General features: G+C 39.0%; 18 protein-coding genes. All 18 read right to left on the bottom strand.

Annotated elements, in window-relative coordinates:
* Position 1: 1 nt before the first annotated feature.
* The 18 genes from glf to thiD all read right to left on the bottom strand — a co-directional run bounded on the left by glf (position 2) and on the right by thiD (position 17,829).
* The gene (gene glf, locus NYR25_02705) at positions 2 to 1,120 is read right to left on the bottom strand and encodes a UDP-galactopyranose mutase (GenBank protein UWF34337.1); all 1,119 of its coding nucleotides are present in this window, start codon (positions 1,118 to 1,120) and stop codon (positions 2 to 4) included.
* A 22-nt stretch (positions 1,121 to 1,142) separates the two neighbouring features.
* Positions 1,143 to 2,186, bottom strand: coding sequence for a glycosyltransferase (locus NYR25_02700; GenBank protein UWF34336.1), 1,044 nt, complete (start codon positions 2,184 to 2,186; stop codon positions 1,143 to 1,145).
* A gap of 9 nt (positions 2,187 to 2,195) precedes the next feature.
* Complete coding sequence (locus NYR25_02695) at positions 2,196 to 3,188, bottom strand: glycosyltransferase (GenBank protein ID UWF34335.1); 993 nt, start codon at positions 3,186 to 3,188, stop codon at positions 2,196 to 2,198.
* Positions 3,185 to 4,384, bottom strand: a complete 1,200-nt coding sequence (locus NYR25_02690; GenBank protein UWF34334.1) for a hypothetical protein — start codon at positions 4,382 to 4,384, stop codon at positions 3,185 to 3,187. The genes NYR25_02695 and NYR25_02690 overlap by 4 nt, the downstream gene beginning before the upstream one ends.
* 27 nt (positions 4,385 to 4,411) lie before the next feature.
* Positions 4,412 to 5,395, bottom strand: coding sequence for a hypothetical protein (locus NYR25_02685; protein ID UWF34333.1), 984 nt, complete (start codon positions 5,393 to 5,395; stop codon positions 4,412 to 4,414).
* A 45-nt stretch (positions 5,396 to 5,440) separates the two neighbouring features.
* Positions 5,441 to 6,244 (bottom strand): LicD family protein, encoded by an 804-nt coding sequence (locus tag NYR25_02680; GenBank protein ID UWF34332.1) that lies wholly within the window; start codon positions 6,242 to 6,244, stop codon positions 5,441 to 5,443.
* Positions 6,231 to 7,355 carry a UDP-N-acetylglucosamine 2-epimerase (non-hydrolyzing) gene (gene wecB / locus NYR25_02675; GenBank protein UWF34331.1) on the bottom strand — a complete coding sequence of 375 codons (1,125 nt, stop codon included), beginning with the start codon at positions 7,353 to 7,355 and terminating at the stop codon, positions 6,231 to 6,233. The genes NYR25_02680 and wecB overlap by 14 nt, the downstream gene beginning before the upstream one ends.
* Positions 7,342 to 8,088 (bottom strand): WecB/TagA/CpsF family glycosyltransferase, encoded by a 747-nt coding sequence (locus NYR25_02670; GenBank protein ID UWF34330.1) that lies wholly within the window; start codon positions 8,086 to 8,088, stop codon positions 7,342 to 7,344. Before NYR25_02670 ends, wecB begins: the two co-directional genes overlap by 14 nt.
* Before the next feature lie 5 nt (positions 8,089 to 8,093).
* Entirely contained in the window at positions 8,094 to 8,759 is a 666-nt protein-coding gene (locus NYR25_02665; GenBank protein ID UWF34329.1) for a sugar transferase, read from the bottom strand.
* A 1-nt stretch (position 8,760) separates the two neighbouring features.
* A complete protein-coding gene (locus tag NYR25_02660) occupies positions 8,761 to 9,549 on the bottom strand; it encodes a tyrosine protein phosphatase (protein ID UWF34328.1) in 789 nt (262 codons plus the stop codon).
* Positions 9,550 to 9,551: 2 nt separating this feature from the next.
* On the bottom strand, positions 9,552 to 10,298 hold the full coding sequence (locus NYR25_02655) for a CpsD/CapB family tyrosine-protein kinase (GenBank protein ID UWF34327.1): 747 nt from the start codon (positions 10,296 to 10,298) through the stop codon (positions 9,552 to 9,554).
* A gap of 9 nt (positions 10,299 to 10,307) precedes the next feature.
* The gene (locus tag NYR25_02650) at positions 10,308 to 11,090 is read right to left on the bottom strand and encodes a Wzz/FepE/Etk N-terminal domain-containing protein (GenBank protein UWF34326.1); all 783 of its coding nucleotides are present in this window, start codon (positions 11,088 to 11,090) and stop codon (positions 10,308 to 10,310) included.
* 15 nt (positions 11,091 to 11,105) lie between these two features.
* Entirely contained in the window at positions 11,106 to 12,224 is a 1,119-nt protein-coding gene (locus NYR25_02645; protein UWF34325.1) for a beta-lactamase family protein, read from the bottom strand.
* 327 nt (positions 12,225 to 12,551) lie between these two features.
* Positions 12,552 to 13,265 (bottom strand): matrixin family metalloprotease, encoded by a 714-nt coding sequence (locus tag NYR25_02640; protein UWF34324.1) that lies wholly within the window; start codon positions 13,263 to 13,265, stop codon positions 12,552 to 12,554.
* Positions 13,266 to 13,401: 136 nt separating this feature from the next.
* Positions 13,402 to 15,156, bottom strand: a complete 1,755-nt coding sequence (gene recQ / locus NYR25_02635; GenBank protein ID UWF34323.1) for a DNA helicase RecQ — start codon at positions 15,154 to 15,156, stop codon at positions 13,402 to 13,404.
* Positions 15,157 to 15,678: 522 nt separating this feature from the next.
* Positions 15,679 to 16,356: a thiaminase II gene (gene tenA / locus NYR25_02630; GenBank protein UWF34322.1), complete on the bottom strand. Its 678-nt coding sequence runs from the start codon at positions 16,354 to 16,356 to the stop codon at positions 15,679 to 15,681.
* On the bottom strand, positions 16,338 to 17,018 hold the full coding sequence (thiE, locus tag NYR25_02625) for a thiamine phosphate synthase (protein ID UWF34321.1): 681 nt from the start codon (positions 17,016 to 17,018) through the stop codon (positions 16,338 to 16,340). Before thiE ends, tenA begins: the two co-directional genes overlap by 19 nt.
* Positions 17,008 to 17,829 (bottom strand): bifunctional hydroxymethylpyrimidine kinase/phosphomethylpyrimidine kinase, encoded by an 822-nt coding sequence (gene thiD, locus NYR25_02620; protein UWF34320.1) that lies wholly within the window; start codon positions 17,827 to 17,829, stop codon positions 17,008 to 17,010. The genes thiE and thiD overlap by 11 nt, the downstream gene beginning before the upstream one ends.
* Positions 17,830 to 17,831: the final 2 nt, after the last annotated feature.

Raw genomic sequence — 17,831 nt, 5'->3', positions numbered from 1 at the left:
TTTATTTTTCTCCAAATTCGTGTTCAACCGTCTGTAAAGCAGCCATAATCGTTTGATCCATGTTGTAATAACGGTATTGACCTAAACGACCACCAAACAATACACTTGGTGCTTTTTCCTTAGCTAACTCAACATACTTGGTATAAAGCTCTTTATTACGTTTGTTGTTAACTGGATAATATGGTTCATCTCCACGCTTCCAAGTCTTTGGATATTCGTGAGTAACCACTGTTTTGCCCTTGTTACCCTTACCGAATTCAAAATGTTTATGTTCAATAACTCGAGTATATGGAGTTTCAGCATCAGTGTAGTTAACCACCGCGTTACCTTGATAGTCATCAACATCCATTACTTCAGTTTCAAAACGTAAACTTCGATATTCTAGTTCGCCCAATTCGTAATCAAAGAATTGATCAATCATTCCAGTAAAAATAATTTTTGCCCCGGAATTTAAGTATTCTTCTTTGTGATCAAAGAAGTCTACACCAGTTTCTACTTCAATCAACTCATGATCCAACATTTTTTCGATAATTTGGGTATATCCGCCAATCGGAATACCTTGGTATGGATCATTAAAGTAATTGTTGTCGTATGTAAATCGAACTGGTAAACGACGAATAATAAAGGAAGGTAAATCGGTTGCTGATTGTCCCCATTGTTTTTCAGTGTAACCTTTAACTAACTTCTGATAAACATCAGGACCAACCAACGAAATCGCCTGTTCTTCTAAATTTTTAGGCTTACCATCAAGTTTGACGCTCTTCTTTTGTTCCTCAATCTTTGCCTTAGCTTCGTCAGGAGTGATAACTCCCCAAAGCTTGTTAAATGTATACATATTGAACGGCATGCTATAAATCTCACCATTATAATTAGCAATCACCGTATTAATGTAATTGTTAAAATCAGCAAATTGATTTACGTAATCCCAAATTTTCTTCATACTAGTATGGAAAATATGCGCACCATATTGATGAACTTGAATTCCTTCAACTTCTTTAGTGTAAATATTTCCCGCAACGTGATCGCGCTTTTCAATCACTTTAACTTTATGTCCTCGCTTTGCCGCTTCGTGGGCAAAGACTGAGCCAAAGAGGCCAGAACCTACAACTAAATATTCCATTGTTCTCCTCACTAAAATAAATTTACATAATTAAAGCTTTCTTCAATCTTGTATAATATTCATTTTCGTAAAACAGTTTAATACTACTTTTAAGATAATCTTGATTAAATTTCTCTCTATTTTCTATCATCCAGTTAATTTTATCTGCCAAATCTAATTCATTATTAACTTGTGCTAACCTACCATTCTCTTTATCTCGGATAATGTCTTCCGGTCCAGTAGGGCAGTTGGAAGAAATACATGGTATTCCTCTACTTAATGATTCAAGAAGTACCATGGGCAATCCCTCAAAATTGCTAGGTAACACTAATGCATTGGTATTCGTAACAACTTGCCAAGGATTTGTTTGCCAACCATACCACGTAATCTTATCGTCTAATTTTAATTTTTTTGCTAATTTCTTACACTTATTCAAATCTTCCCCATCTCCAACAACATCCAGCTTCCAATCGTATTTTACTAGTACAAGTGCTTTTAATAAACTTTCAATGTTTTTTTGATGGTTATACTCAATTCTTCCAATATAAAGTAATTTATAATCATTCTGGTTATTATATTCAATCTTACCTTTAAATATTGGAATAGGATTATAGATAATATTTATCCTTTCAGGTTTTATACCTATTTCTCTTAGTTGATTCTTTATACCCGAACTTATTGCAAGATGGTAATCGGCCTCAGGTAAATATTTTGCGTTAACTGTAGTGGTATTAAATAATGAAAAATGAATCCAAGAATATATCGAAAATTTTCTTCTTGTAAATTTTCGATATACACTTGCCACGTGTATAATATTTGTACTTATAGCAATTAAGTTATCAACTTTTGGATGTAATGTTAAGAAAATAAACAACATAATTGTCCGTATAATGTTATTTTTACTTTTAATTATATGTACCTGCTCCACCTCTAAATCTTTTAGCCATTGAGTGTCTCCAGGTTTACCGAGTAGCAATAGTTGCATATTTATATCTTTATCATTTTTAAAGCGTTGCAAAACGCCTTTTAAAACTGTTTCTGTGCCACCTTTCCCCGTTAGCATTGGGGCAACTATAAGATTGTTCAAAAAATAACCTCACTTTATCTTGTATAACAACGATAATCCGAGCATTTTTACGAAATTAACCTTGTTTCCAAGAAATAACTTAATTTTTTTCTTTTTACTAAATGGGTACGTCATATGCTTAAAATCAATTCCAAATGCACTGTTATACTCTTTTATTGATTTTAACTTATCAAAAAAATTATCAGTATTATCTTTTCTAAAAATATTAATCAAAAGCATATCCAAAGAATACGCGTTAATATTATTTCTGAAAATATATAACATTTTTTTATCAGAAGTTAACTTTCTTCCTAAATCATACAGTAATTTTGCTTGCTTTCTTAATACATTAAATCTCGTACTATCATACTTTTTAAAAAGTGAATTACCATTTTCCATGTAATAATTATATAAAACTGAAGATGTTACTTTAATTACAGGCATTTTATTTAGTAACTCTAAATAAAATTGAAAATCTTCCCCAATTGATATGTTTCGAAATCTAACATCGCCAATAAAATTTCTTTTAATTATTTTATTAAATGTAATAGGTAAGAGATTATTTTTGAAAATATTATCTAAAAGATTAAAATTAATTACATCCGTCGGGCAATTTTGCATTCTTGTAGTACTAATAATTTTCCCATATTTATTTAAATTATTTTTCCCAAAAAAAAGTATATCTATCTTTTCATCTTCACTTACAGTATCTGCTAGCTGCTGTAATGCCCCCTCCATCAACTCATCATCTGCGTCGATGAAAAATAAATATTTTCCTTTTGCCCGTTCTAATCCTCTGTTTCTAGCAACTGAAACGCCACCGTTTTTCTGTCTAATATAACTAAATCTTGAACTCTTATTAGTCATATCTAAGCAAATTTCTTTAGTATTATCTGTGGAGCCATCATCTATAATAAGAACTTCATAATTTTTGTAGCTTTGCTTATTAATTGATTGAAAAAGACGATCAAGATATTTTTCAGCATTATATACTGGGATAACTAATGAAAATAAAGGTTTCATACATAGTTCTCCAAACTAGTTTTTTTATCCAATTTTGCCATATCCTTTGATTTAGATATTTTCAGATTATCCATAAAAAGAATTGGCATCATAAAATCAAAAATCGCATTTTGCGCATTATCCTGCGTAATACCATTTATCCAGATAATAAATAAGATAAAACTAATCAAATAATTACTATTTAGTTTCTGCTTTCTAACACCGCGCATCCAAATGAGTACATATACAATAAATATTAGTATTCCTCCTAGGAAAAATATCCTAGTATATGAACTGTCGATGTAGAAATACCCTAATATAACATTCTTACCTTCCAATCCACCATTACCATTTTCGGCAATTACTTGTCCGAATAGTTTAGGAGAGAAATAATTAAATAGCTCATCTTGTAAATACAACCTATCACTTGCTATTGAATTAACAATCCCTCGCAAAGGCGAATTATTAGATATTATTTTACTTACAAAAACAGAGAAAAAAGCTACTATAGGCATTATTACTATTCCTATATTAATTAGTTTCTCTTTAATTATAGGGTGTAATTTATTTACTAATAATGCTAAGGCTAGTAGTATTATAGAAAGTGCATCATTACGCGAATTCGTATACCTTAAAACTAACAGTGCGGTACCAACTAAGATTGCAGCTTCCACATACGAATTGATCTTGTCTACAGACACAACAAATAAACAACAGATAAAAAAAATGTATGAAGAAAATGTGAGCGGATAAATAAGTCCAAACGATTGTCGCATATATCCACCCCTAATGTAACTAAGATTATCTATAAATCCTAATTTACTCATTAGAAAAATGAAGAAAATCAGAGCAATACTTGTACATAAGGACACTTGAAATACTTTTTTATTTTTAATTCCACTAAAACCAAAAACAACGCTTATAAATAATAAATATTGGGTGTTTCCAGTTTTTTGAAAATTTAACACCGCAAATAATGTAAAAATCAAAAACACAAGCCATTGATCCAAGCTACGTTTGAAGAAAAAAGTAGCTATTACTACCATTAATGCTGCAGATAGTAGCACTACCTTATTCATCCATCCACCTGTTAAATAATATTTATACATTGAAACTTGCAGAATACCAAAAATTATGACAAGTTGATAAAGTAAAATAAGTATCCATTCAGCTAACTCAGGTTTATTTGGCTCACTTTCATAAGTTATCTTTTCCAAAAGAAAACCTCCATACACAATAATTTGCTATGTAAGTTCGTTAATTGCTCGCTCTGTAAAGAAACCAGATCTTACTTTTTTAGCAAATTCAATTACGTTTTTTTCAATTATATCGATATCTTCTATGTTATTCAAAACATCATCAATTTGATCTAGTGACTTAATAGTAACTCCCAGCTTATTATCCATTACAAATTTAGCAAGTGCAGATTGATCCCACACAATTATTGGCATTTCACTAGCCAAATACATTGAAGCTTTATGAGGGTTATTAAATTTTGTATAATCGTCCGAGCTTTTAATACTATTACCGTCCCATACTAGTCCAAAGCCATTTTCTACTACTAGCTTTCGAACTAAATTTTCAGGTGTCTCAACACCTCTATAGGTAAAAGCTCCTTTTCCCTTTATATGATTAATTCCAAAAACATTAAAGTTATTGCCAATAGATTTATCATACACAAATTTTGACTTTTCTAAATTTCCAGCAAAATAAATTTTGTTAGTACTAATTTTTTTATCTTCATCTATCTGGTCATCAACTAAGTAATCAAATAAACTTAATAAAATTATTTTAGATTTACATCCATTTTTCACAAGCCATTTTTTCATACTCTCATTATGAGCAATAACAAATTTATATTTATTAAAAATATTAATTTCCCTTTTTACGTACTTGTCCTCAAGTTTATTTCTTAGCGAAGGTATATCGTGTATCAGAATAGCACTTCTATCGAATGTGTTAGTTATTGTATCCGTAATTATAAAATCTGCATATCTTCCCATATAAAATGGGTATTGTACAAGAAATAGACTTTTTTCATCTATTTTTGAAAGCTTATTCAACATATTTTTTCTAAAAAATAATCTTTTTTCCCACTTTGTCTGTTCAGCATCAACATATATACTCAAAAAACCGTTTTTATTTAAAATAGATGCGATGTCAGATTGAGCTTTAGAGCCCGCATGATTAGCTTCACTATGGATAGCTGTAAGGTAATATTTCCCCAAAAAAAAACCTCCAGGTATTATTATTGATACTTTTAGCACATAAAACTAAATTATAGTCGACTTATGATGATTTTTGTCTTCCGGAGGTGTCATATAATCTCCGTAGAGCTCAGTTAAATACTCATCACCAAATTCAGGTCCCATGAAACTGGTGTTCTCAAATTTATATAACTTGCCTTTCCCAAAAATTTCCCTTCTAAACATTTCCTTTTCTTTATAGGAACCCATTATATTTAACCAGTAATCTCCCTCACTTTCCTTAAATTTCATTAATTTAGAATTAAGTCGATTATACAGTTTGTTTAAATTCAAGAATTTACTAAAATGTACTTTTTTACCAATTTTCATCAATATTCTTTCTCTGAAAGGTCTATTTTTTTTAGTAAAGTCAATTCTATCAATATTATTCAAACTAATTAAGGCCCTAGTCCAAAGTAAACTCAGCAAATGCATTTTTTTTACTACTGGTTTATCAGGAACATAATCCAAAGGAAATATATCGATCCATGCAGGCACTACCTGTTTTTCTACACCTGTTTCAATTAAAACATCAATAGAATTATCCACTAATTTAACAAATGCATATTTATAACTAGAATCTACGGTGTATGTTTGTACATTCAATCCAGGATAGCTGTTATTCAATAAGATTTTCTTCATTTTTTCGTAATCTTTTCTTGGCATACCAAAATCCATATCATCATCCCAAGGTATAAAGCCTTTATGACGTACAGCTCCTAATAGTGTCCCACCAATCATAAAATACCTAAGATTATATTTTTTACAAAAAATAGCAAAATTATTAGCCAAATCAAGTTCTAGAACCTGTAAATCTCTAATTTCTGCCATTTTTCAAATGTTCCTCCAATACATCTGCAATTCTTACACTTGCATTCCCATCGCCATATGGATTCTTTGCATTACTCATACGCGTATATTCTTCTTCATTGTTAAGTAGGCTTTCTACTTCTCTTTTAACATTTTCCTCATCTGTACCAACGATTTTTAACGTTCCAGCTTGTACCCCTTCAGGACGCTCAGTTTCAGTTCTCAAAACAAGTACTGGGGTGTGTAACGACGGAGCTTCCTCTTGTACACCTCCAGAATCTGTCATAACTAGGTAACATTTCTTTATAACGTTATGAAAATCGATTACGTCCATTGGCTCTACAAGATGTACCCGTGAGTTACCTTTTAAGTACTTATCCACTATGTTTCTCACAGCAGGATTTTTATGTACAGGAAAAACAAATTGTAGATCATTATGTTCATCTAAAATGCTATTTACCGCTTTAAAAACATTTTCCATAGGCTTACCAATATTTTCTCTTCGGTGCATCGTGATTAGTATGGTCTTCTTATTTTTGTCCAATTTATTAATAACATTATTAGTAAAATTATCAGAAACTGTATATTTCAATGCGTCAATTGCTGTATTTCCAGTTACGTAAATCTTATCCATTGAATGATTTTCTTTTTCCAAATTTCTTTTACTCAATAAAGTAGGCGCAAAATAAAAATCGCTCAACACATCAACACTTTGGCGATTCATTTCTTCAGGGAACGGTGAAGAGAGATCCCATGTTCTAAGACCAGCTTCTACGTGCCCAATTTTTACTTGATTATAGAAAGCAGCCAATCCTGCCGCAAAAGTCGTTGTTGTATCTCCGTGCACAAGCACAACATCAGGTTTTTCATTTTTAATAATCGGGTCAAGCTTTTTTAAAATACTAATAGTTATATCACCTAATGTTTGTGATTTTTTCATAATATCCAAATCGTAATTAGGCTTAATTTTAAATGTCTCTAAAATAGGTACTAACATTTCCTTATGTTGTCCAGTTGTAACAACAACAGTCTCAAAAGTATTTGCTCGTTGCTCCAGCTCTTTAATTACTGGAGCCATTTTTATTGCTTCTGGTCGTGTTCCAAAAATAACTAATACTTTATTTTTTCGCATTAACTTTCTCCTTAATTATTCTTCCTATAAAAATTGTATTGCCCACAAAATATCTTTTAAAAAGCCTCTTAGGTTCTTGTGAAACTCTATATAACCATTCTAAATTAGATTTTTGCATCCACTCTGGAGCTCTTTTAATTTTTCCCGATAGCACATCAAAGCTTCCACCTACACCCATAAGTACAGCATGGCTCTCATTTTTTAATAAAAAATCAATAAAATACTCTTTAATCGGTGAGGTAATACCAATAAAAACTAATTTTGCTCCTGATTGATTTATTTGTTCAGAAATTTGCGGCCATTCACTTTCTTTGAAGTAACCATCTCGATAACCTGCAATACGCAAATTTTTATATTTTTTTTCTAATTTTTTCACCATCGTGCTCACAACTTCATTCTTAGCACCAATAAAGTATACAGGGTATTTCTTTTTGTTGGCTAATTCTAATAATTCTTGCATTAAATCAATACCCGCAACTCTTTCAGGAAGAGGTTTACCAAGTAGTTTTGATGCTAATATAACCGAAGCACCATCTGCATTTATTATTTCAGCTTCTTCACAAATTTTTTTTAATCTTTCGTTATTATTAATCTCATTAATTTTATCTGCATTAACTCCAAGGAGGTGCAGTCCTTTATCTAATTGTATATTTTCATCAACTAATTCAACTGTTTCCTCCATACTAATACTATCAAATTCGATATCAAATAAATTCACCTTATTAGAATCCATGTACCTTAATACGCTCCATTCGGCTTAAAAATTATCGCAACTGTCCTGAATAAAATGCTAATATCAAATAAAATCCCGCTATTCTCAATATAATTCAGATCCAGTTCCACCATTCCATCAAAATCTACATCATTACGGCCACTAACTTGCCATAATCCTGTACAACCAGGTTTTACAGCTAACCGCTGACGATCGTATTCTGAATATTCCGCAACTTCCCGTTCCAGCGGCGGACGTGGTCCAACTAAGGTCATATCGCCAACCAATACATTCCACAATTGAGGAAGTTCATCCAAACTGTGTTTGCGTGTGAACCTTCCCACTTTAGTAATTCGGGGATCGTGTTTTATCTTGAACATGGCCCCATCGACCTCGTTTTTTTCAAGTAAATCTTCTAGCTTTTTATCAGCATCGACGATCATTGATCTAAATTTATACATTTTAAAAGGCCGCTGACCCTTTCCCAATCTTATTTGTGAATAAAAAATTGGTCCCCGATCCTCGGCCTTAATTGCTAGGCTAATTATTAAAAATAATGGGGATAACAAAATTAAACCTGCACCACTTGCAATGATGTCTATTGCTCGCTTAAAAAAATGATAAATAAAACGTCGATTTTGATATTGCTCATCAACCACTATCTTTTTATTTTCTGTCATTTTAATCTCCATTTTAGAACAACCAGAACCTCTTTTTCTTTCTTTTTTTAGCTTCCGATACGTGCAGTATATCGTCCGTGGCAATCGCGTCCCCATTTACGATTGCCTTTGCATTGTAGTTAAAACTTGTTGCCTTTCTTTCAGTAGTCTTCTTCGTTAATTTATTAAATGCGTCCCGCATTAAGAAACGGCGCCCCTTAAAATTGTGGGCGTCGGACGCGAAGATAAAACCTAAGTTAGCGTCAATGAAGCGTTGCGTTAGTTCTTCGACGCGGTCGCCAAACACGCCTAAGTAACTGCTGCTGGTCAATTGTGACAAACAACCCATTTCGATGAAATCATATAACCGATCCGGATTCTTTTGAAATCCGTGATTTCGCTCAGGATGGGCCAGCACCGGAGTAATACCCCGGGCAATTAGCTCAAAGACCATGTCTTCTGCGTACTCCGGAATTCCGCTGTGCGGAAATTCGAGTAACAGATACTTACCTGCTTCATCCATAAATAAGATATCGTCTTGGTCAATTGCATCTAGCAATTCACCAGTCAAATGCACTTCTTGCCCCGGAAAAACCGTTAACGGAATCCCTGCGTTGTCTAGTTCGGCTTGAAAAGCATTTGTTTTAGCAATAACGTCTTTTTTATGATTGGTGTACATTCCGTCCATGTGGTGCGGCGTCAACAAAATGTGCGAAATCCCTTGTTTGACCGCTTCACGTGCCATATCAAGCGCCATCGGTAGATCTTTCGCACCGTCGTCAACCCCTGGCAGAATGTGACAATGTAAATCAATTAAACCCATGATTACTTATCATCCGTTCCATAATAACCACCATAGTAGCCACCGTAATAGCCACCATAGTACCCCGTTGATTTTTCAGCAGATGCCCGGTTCAAAATAGCACCCAAAATATTTGCCTGAACCGTTTCGAGCATTTGTTTAGCGTGCCGAACGCCCGCTTTGTCCGCGATTCCTTGTGGCACTACTAAAACAGTCCCGTCCGCACGTGCAGCCAAAACTTGTGCGTCGGTAACCGTATTTACTGGCGGTGCATCGATAATAACTAAGTCAAATTTAGTGGTGAGCACCCCTAAAAGGTTGACCATCTTGGTCGAACCTAAAAGTTCGGATGGGTTAGGTGGAATTGGACCACTCGGCATTACGGAGAGATTATCTACTACCGTGCTGTGAATCGCATCATCCAAGCTACCCGTTCCAGCCAATAAATTACTTAATCCAACCGCGTTACTGGTCCGGAAAGTCCGGTGTACAGTCGGACGGCGCATATCCGCGTCGACAATTAACACACTTTTACCTTGGTCAGCCCAGGTAACTGCTACGTTGTTGCTGACGGTCGACTTTCCTTCGGATGGTGCTGAAGAAGTAAAGACGATTGATTTTAATTGCTTATCTACCGACGAGAATTGGATGTTTGTCCGCACCGTCCGAAATTGTTCAGCAATTGTGGAAGTGGGATCATTATAGGTAATCAAACCGACCCCGTTTTTTAGACTTTCATTATCTAACTTTGGTTTCTTCTTAAAAAACATGCTTATCACCTAGACCCTTCTGCGCATTCTAGTTTCGCCATCATCGCGACGTTTGTTTCCACCAATCTTAGGAGCAATTTTTCGACGAATTTCATTTTCGTCAATCTCACTAATAATTCCAAGACCCTTCAAACCAAGTTCGTCAGTAAGGAATTCTTCAGAGGTAACCGTCCGGTCGCTAAATTCACGTAAGAACGCGAGGCCGACCCCGAGTAAGAAACCAATTACGATTCCAGCTGCGATGTTAAGCTTCGTCCGTGGGCTAACTGGATCATCGTCTGGAGCAGCTTTAGAAACGATCGAAACGTTGTTGATGCTCATGATCTTTACAACCTTACGCTTGAAGACCTTAGCAGTTTCGTTTGCCATCTTAGCTGCCGTATTCGGGTTGGTACTTTTGGCATTAATTGAGAAAACTTGGGAGTTTTGTTGACTACTGATTGAAATGGAGCTCTTTAAGTTATCAACGCCGCTCTTGTAACCAGGTAGACCGGTTAACTTTGCGTCCGCTTCGCGTAAAACCGTTGGACTAGTAATAATGTCTTTATATGTATTAATCATTTGCACGTCGGCTTGGGTTTGTTGTAATTGTGCGCCCGCCATGTCATCCGACAGCTTCCGATTAACCAAGATTTGAGTGGTTGCACTGTACTTAGGCGTCATTACAAAGAACGTCATTAGCGCAGCCAGTAAAGTAATAATAAACGTGCTAGCAAAAATTAATCCAATATGTTTTCGAAGTATGGCTAAGATTTGGCCGATACTAATCTGTTGTGTTTCTGCAGTTTCCATGAAATCCTCCGAGAGTTATCTTAAGTAGTCAAACATATTTGTTGAAATTGATGCGAGATTATCTTCCCCGTTAACGTAATTACTAAATAGGAAGGTTCCCGTCTGGTCCTTCAAGTTCCATTCTACACGATTACGCCCGCCCGCGATTGATTGGGCCAGGCTTAATGAATCGCCGTCGACGGAAAAGCCGGCTGCGTGCCCCTTCGCATCCTTGAAAACTTTGTCTAAGGTTGCCGAAGAAACGTAATCGCTATTGAAGAGATAATTGAAGAGTTGCGCCATGTCGCCAGGCGAACTAACCAGCTGGTCTTTGCCAAGCCGGTTGATTGCTTTGGTGTCCAAATCGTCCAACGAAACTTTCGTACCGTTAAGCGAATTGTCACTCTTATAGTAATCAACCGTTTTATTCTTCAAACCAAATTCGGTCTGGTCAAGTTCAAGTTGATCCAGCAAGTCTTCAATGACCGCCCGGTAACTTTGACCGGTCGCCTTTTGAATAATTGCTGCTTGTAAAATTGAATTAACTCTTGAATCCGAATATGTACCTTCACTTGCTGAATCATACGCAGCCTCAGAATTAACCTTTTTAATTAAGTCCTTTGCTGAAGCATTGGCCGTAAAATTAGAAGCTGACAGACCCGAAGTTTGGTTCATAACTTCCTTAACGGTGATCAAATCGGCGCCGGCAACGTCCTTATCATACTTTGCCAGTTTGTCGTTTAACTTCACCTTACCAGTATCAATCAAGTGCATGATGACCGCGTTATTAACTGCGTCTTGTATTCTCCCCATCACAAAACGACTGTCCCGCGTCATCGTAATTTTGTTTGCGTGGTTGCCATAGCCACGTGAACTAACGAGAATTTTCTTACCTGTATTTAATGCTGCTGAACCATTATATTCGCCGTTGTTTAAAATTGAATCGAGGTTGGAACTTTTCGATACTTTAAGCAAATCGGACGAAGATGATGTGGTACCTGAACTACTTGCGGAGTCGGATTTTGACCCCGTGTACTTTTCGATAAAGTGCGTAGCTAGAGAATCCTTATTGACTAAGGTTAACCCGAAGCCGGCGCCCGCGAAGACGACTAAAGACCCTACTGTAACCCCTAACCACGTTAGCGTTTTTTTCATACAGTATCTCTCCATTTTCAATAAGTCACAATTTAATCTATCATTTAACAGGGTAAGTTTCAACTAAATCGCACCCAAGCGGGTACGTTGTCACTTAATTTACTTGGTTTTGTAACTCGGTTGTAATCTTTTGTAACAAAAATAAAGTACAGAATCGTCATCTTAAACCAGCTCATTTAGCACCGGGCGCATCGCATTCTAAGCTAGTTTAGACAACGACAGCCATTATACACAAAAAACGACTGGAAGAACATATCCAGTCGTTTTTTAATTGCCTAAAAAAGCCCTCATCTCAAGGGTTAAGCCTATTAAATTTTTTCTTGCAGACTACTGATTTTCATCCGTCTGCTTCCCATAAATCGACCGTAAACCATTCAAGTCTTGTTCGCTTAAACCTTGTTGCCCGCGGTCAATGGGATACATAATTGAGGTTAAACTTTGACTGTGGTCTAAACCTAAGGCATGGCCAAGTTCGTGAAGCGCCACCGATTGAGAAACCGAGCGGTCGTAGTAAGTGTTTAATTTGGCCGAAGCATGGTTAGCAATTCGGCTGACGACCCCCTGCTGTTCAATTACGTCAGGTCCGCCCACTCCTAATTCAATGGTGTGGTCCTGGCTTTCCGGCATTGCCTTTTGATAAACGCCTAACGTTACGTGGTTAAGCCAGTTATGCATTTGCCCAGGTTCTAATTCCACGATTCCCGTCTGGTTATACTGCTTGATTGCTTGCTGAAAAACCTTTTGCACATTTTCCGGTGTATTCGGCGCAAAACTGTAGTAATAGGTCTTCGACAAATTCTTTCCCTTCACTACCGATTCGACCGGGGTTGCTTTTCCACTCGCCTGATCCGCCTTAGTTGCCTTATTTTGGTTAAAGTTCCAGTTGGAGTCAATCACTGAATCTAGACTGGTCGCTACTTTATTAATTCCCGTGCGGAAGGTTTGCTGAACGCCGGCAGGAATTGTCACCACGTCGCTTTTAATCAACCACGCTGCAATCCCAAAAATCAACAGCCATCCCCAAAATGTTCTAAAACGCAAAAAGCATCCTCCTAGCGCGATTAGTTTAAGTTAAATAACACATCGCTTTCCAATCCGATTGAAGATTTTTACCTTCCTGTATTTTAAAACGATTTAGGTCCTAACTAACCAAAAATTGCCTCACCTTTATAAAAAACTAAGCTTCTTGGTAATTTTGCAAAACTTTGAGGAACTGTTCGCCATATTTGGCTAATTTATTTTCCCCAATTCCCTTAACGTCTAACATTTCATCCAACGTCTCCGGAAGCACCGCGCACATATCGCGGAGGGTCTTATCCGAAAAGATTACAAACGGTGGAACGTGTTGTTCTTCGGCTAAATCACGGCGTAGCTGACGCAACTCTTCAAATAAGGCGTCGTTAGTTGGCAATGATTTTTCAGCCCTGACCGCCACCTTGCGGGTTACCCGTTGCTTGCCCCGCAAAATATCTAGCCCGGCCGCAGTATTTTTCAAGACGGGATACTGGCCGCCTTCCATCGCGACTATCCCCGAAGCAACTAGGTAATCGATCAACTCGGTAACCTGCTTTTTGGTCTTTTGCTTCATTAGACCGTACGTCGATAACTTTTCAAAATGAAACTGCTTGACGCGCTGGTTTTGCGAACCGGTCAATACGAGTGCCACCATTTCTTTTCCAAAGCGTTCGCCCATTCGGTGCATGCACGACAAAACTTGTTGAGTTTCAATGGTGATGTCTTGCGCTTCGCGAGTGTCTAAACAGTTCCCGCAGTATCCACAGTCCGGACCATCTTCATGGAAGTAATTTAAAATGTAGCGTTGCAAACACATCTGGGTGTTGCCGTACTGACTCATTGCCTGAAGCTTCTGGTATTCGACTTCCTTACTTTCCTCGTCCCGTTCCGAGCTTTCAATGTAATAATGTTGAATTTGCACGTCCCGTAGTTTGTAAAGGAGGATTGCTTCACTAGGCAGGCCGTCCCGACCGGCGCGCCCCGCTTCTTGGTAGTACGCTTCGATACTGCCAGGAATCTGGTCGTGGATGACAAAGCGGACGTTACTCTTATCAATTCCCATCCCAAACGCGTTGGTGGCAATCATTACCGGTGCCCGGTCGAAAAGGAAGTCCTCTTGGTTCTGGCGCCGCTCCGCCTTACTAAGTTGCCCGTGATACATCGTCACGTTGAACTTTTTCTTAGTTAAAATTCGATGAAGTCGCTCCACTTCCTTAACCGTGCTGGCGTAGATGATTCCGGACTGGTCCTGGTTTAACTTGAGATAGTCCATTAAGAAGCGGTCGCTATCCTGGTTTTTAATCACTTTAAACGCCAAGTTTTCACGCGCAAAGCCAGTTTGAACCTGTTCGGTAATTCCTAAGCGTTCCTTAATGTCCGTGGCCACCCGCGGAGTCGCTGTCGCCGTCAGCGCAATGATCGTCGGACGAGTTGGCAAATGTTGCACTAAGTCAGTCAGGTTTAGATAACTAGGCCGAAAATCATGACCCCACTGTGAAATACAATGGGCTTCGTCAATTGCCAACAGATCGATCGGTAAGGAAGCCAGCTGGTCAAAGTAGTCGGAATCTAACCGTTCTGGCGAAATGTACAACAATTTCATCTGTCGATTACGTGCGGCCGCAAAGCGTTCGTTAATTTCCATGTAATCTAACGTACTATTAATGAAGGTTGCGGGAATGCCGTTGTCCACCAAGGTGTCGACCTGGTCCTTCATTAGCGAAATGAGCGGTGAAACCACGAGGGTCAATCCCGATTGCATGAGGGCCGGAATTTGGTAGCAAAGCGACTTGCCGCCCCCGGTGGGCATGATTGCCAAGACGTTTTGCCGGTGAAGCACGGCGTCGATGACGCGCGCTTGCCCCGGCCGAAAGGTGTCGTAGCCAAAGTTAGATTTTAAAACGGTTTGTGGATCCATCGAATGCCTCTTTCTTTTTGTTGATAGTAGTTAAGTATAGTATGAATGATGAGAGAGTGAAAGCTCTCGGGTAAGGATCGAGGATTAACGTAAACCAGCCATTAATCGTGGTTTTGACGATTGATGGCTGGTTTGGGTTAACCGCAGAGCCTTGAGGGTTGAAACTCGTTTTCAATTGAGAGAACGGAAGCCCCTGGGGTAGCTTGTGAGGATTAGCAGAAGTCAGTGATTAAGCACGGGCTTAGTGCTTGATTACTGGCTTTGGCTAACCGGAATAAGCTAGGGGCTGGAGTTCATTTCAAATGAGAGAACGGAAGCCCCTGGGTAATCTTTGAGGATTAGTTTAATTTTGGAATTAATCGCGGGTTTGGCAGTTGATTCCAAAATTGGGATAACCGGAGAAGATTGGTAGCTGGAGTTCGTTTCGATGATGCCGCAGAGAACGAACCCCACCAAAAAAGCGGAAATCCGCAACGCATGATTTCCGCCTTCAACTTGAAGTATGCTAGTTTTAAAGTCTTTTTATTTCCACCGATACTTCCAATCCTTTTGCGAATACGCCTGTTCCCAAAAATCATACTCTAATTCACAACTACGCAAAAAGCGGTGGGTAATTTCCTCTTTACGTTGGGCACTTAATTTAGGCGCGGCCTCGTCCAGCATCGCAAATAGCTGGGTGACCGAATCGTCGCCAACATCTTCTTCGTCACCTTGGTAGAATTCAATCCACGGCAGGAAGGGATTGTCGGATGCGGCGTTTTCCACAATCGCTTGACTGATTTCATTGTACGTCCACGGACACGGCAACACGACTGCCGCGATGTCTAACAAATCTCCTTCGCGAACTGCCGTGAATAAATGCTCCGTGTACAACGCAGTTAACGGCCGGGGTTCAGCATGTTGGTGCTCGGCTAATTCAATGCCGGCGATGTCGCATAAAATCTGATGGGCCGCCGACTCATCCGCAAGCGAATATCGAATTTGTTCGCTGAAAAAACGCATCCGTTCCGTGGTTTGACTTTTCACCAACGCCCCGGCAAAAACCTTCGCGAAGGCGTTCAAAAAGCAGGTGTCCTGCTCCACGTATACCGCTAAGGCTGCGCTCGGAACTTTGCCCGCCTGAATCCCCTGCACAAACGGATGCTGTTGAATGTCGTGTAAAATTGGTTGGGCAGCTTGCTTTATTTCTTCGGAAAACATGCTGTACCTCCTGCTTGAGCGACTGTAGCTTTAATTTCAGCAATTTGCTGAGCCGGATCGGTCATTTGAATAAACATGCTGATGGCCGCAATTCCGGCGGCGCCAGTTGCTACCGTTTCAGCAACGCGTTCCAGCGTGATTCCACCAATCGCAACTACCGGGAAGTTACTCATCTGGACTAATTCACGTAATTTAGCCACCCCTAGGGCACTCCCGGCATCCGCTTTGGAGTTAGTCTCGTAAACGGTCCCGGTTCCCAAGTAGTCTACGCCGTTTAACTGGTTGGCAGCCGTGATTTGCGCCGCGGTATTGCACGAAAGGCCCACGATCATTTGGTCGCCAACTCGTTCTAAGACCGAAGTAATCCGTTCGTCTTTTTGTCCGACGTGGATCCCTTCCGCCCCGACGGTCAACGCTAAATCTACGTCGTCATCAATAAACAGCGGAATCTGATATTTTTGAGTAATCTGGTGACAAGCCCGAGCTAGTTCAACCACTTCGTCACGACTAGCGGTTTTTACCGCCCCCTTGTTACGAAACTGAAAGGCAGTGGCACCGGCTTGCACAATTCGTTCCACCGTCGGTAAGAAGTCCGCCTTGCTAGCCACATCCTGGGTGCCAGCAATAAAGTACGCTTGTAGCATTGTTGGATTAAATTTCATTTTCAACCTCCCGATATGCCCAGTGGTTCAACGGGCCGTGCCCGTGTCCCACCTGAATTCCGTCACTAATCGCGGCGTTAATAAAGGCTTTGCCAATTTGTAGGGCTTGTTTTAAAGATTTGCCCCTCGCAATTTCCGACACGATCACTGATGAAATCGTGTCGCCCGTGCCGTGGGTGTTGTTGGTTTCGTAACGGGGGCTAGCTAACTCTAACTCGCTACCGTCCGCGAACAGAACGTAATCGCGACTTTCTGCTGAATCACTAAAATGACCGCCCTTAATCAAGACGTTTTGTGCGCCCAGTTCCTGCAACCGAACAGCAGCCGCTTTGGCATCCGCGTTATTTTTAATCGGCATTCCCGCTAATTTTTCAGCTTCGGGAAGGTTCGGGGTAATTAAGTAAGCCAGTGGCAACAACCGGGTCCGCACCGCTTCGATGGCTTCGTCGCTCAGTAGTTTTGCGCCCCCCTTTGCAATCATCACCGGATCCACCACTAAAGGTCCAAAATCATACTTTTGATAGTTTTCCACAACCGCGTCAACAACTGCCGAATTAGCCAGCATCCCCGTTTTCGCAGCTTTAATATCTAAATCTTCGGCCAACGCCGCAAACTGGTGGTCGATAATGTGACGGGGCATCACCGCCACGTCGGTCACCCCAAGCGTATTTTGGGCGGTCACCGCGACCACCACGCAGGTTCCAAAAACTCGACGTTCCTGCATCGTTTTCAAATCCGCTTGAATTCCAGCTCCACCGCCGCTATCCGTTCCGGCAATCGTTAAAACTTGCGCTGGCTTTTTTGTATCCATGT

Origin of the sequence: Pediococcus acidilactici, assembly GCA_024970065.1 — a bacterium.
GTDB classification, from domain to species: Bacteria; Bacillota; Bacilli; order Lactobacillales; family Lactobacillaceae; genus Pediococcus; species Pediococcus acidilactici_A.
This window is presented reverse-complemented; position numbering and strand designations above follow the sequence as displayed.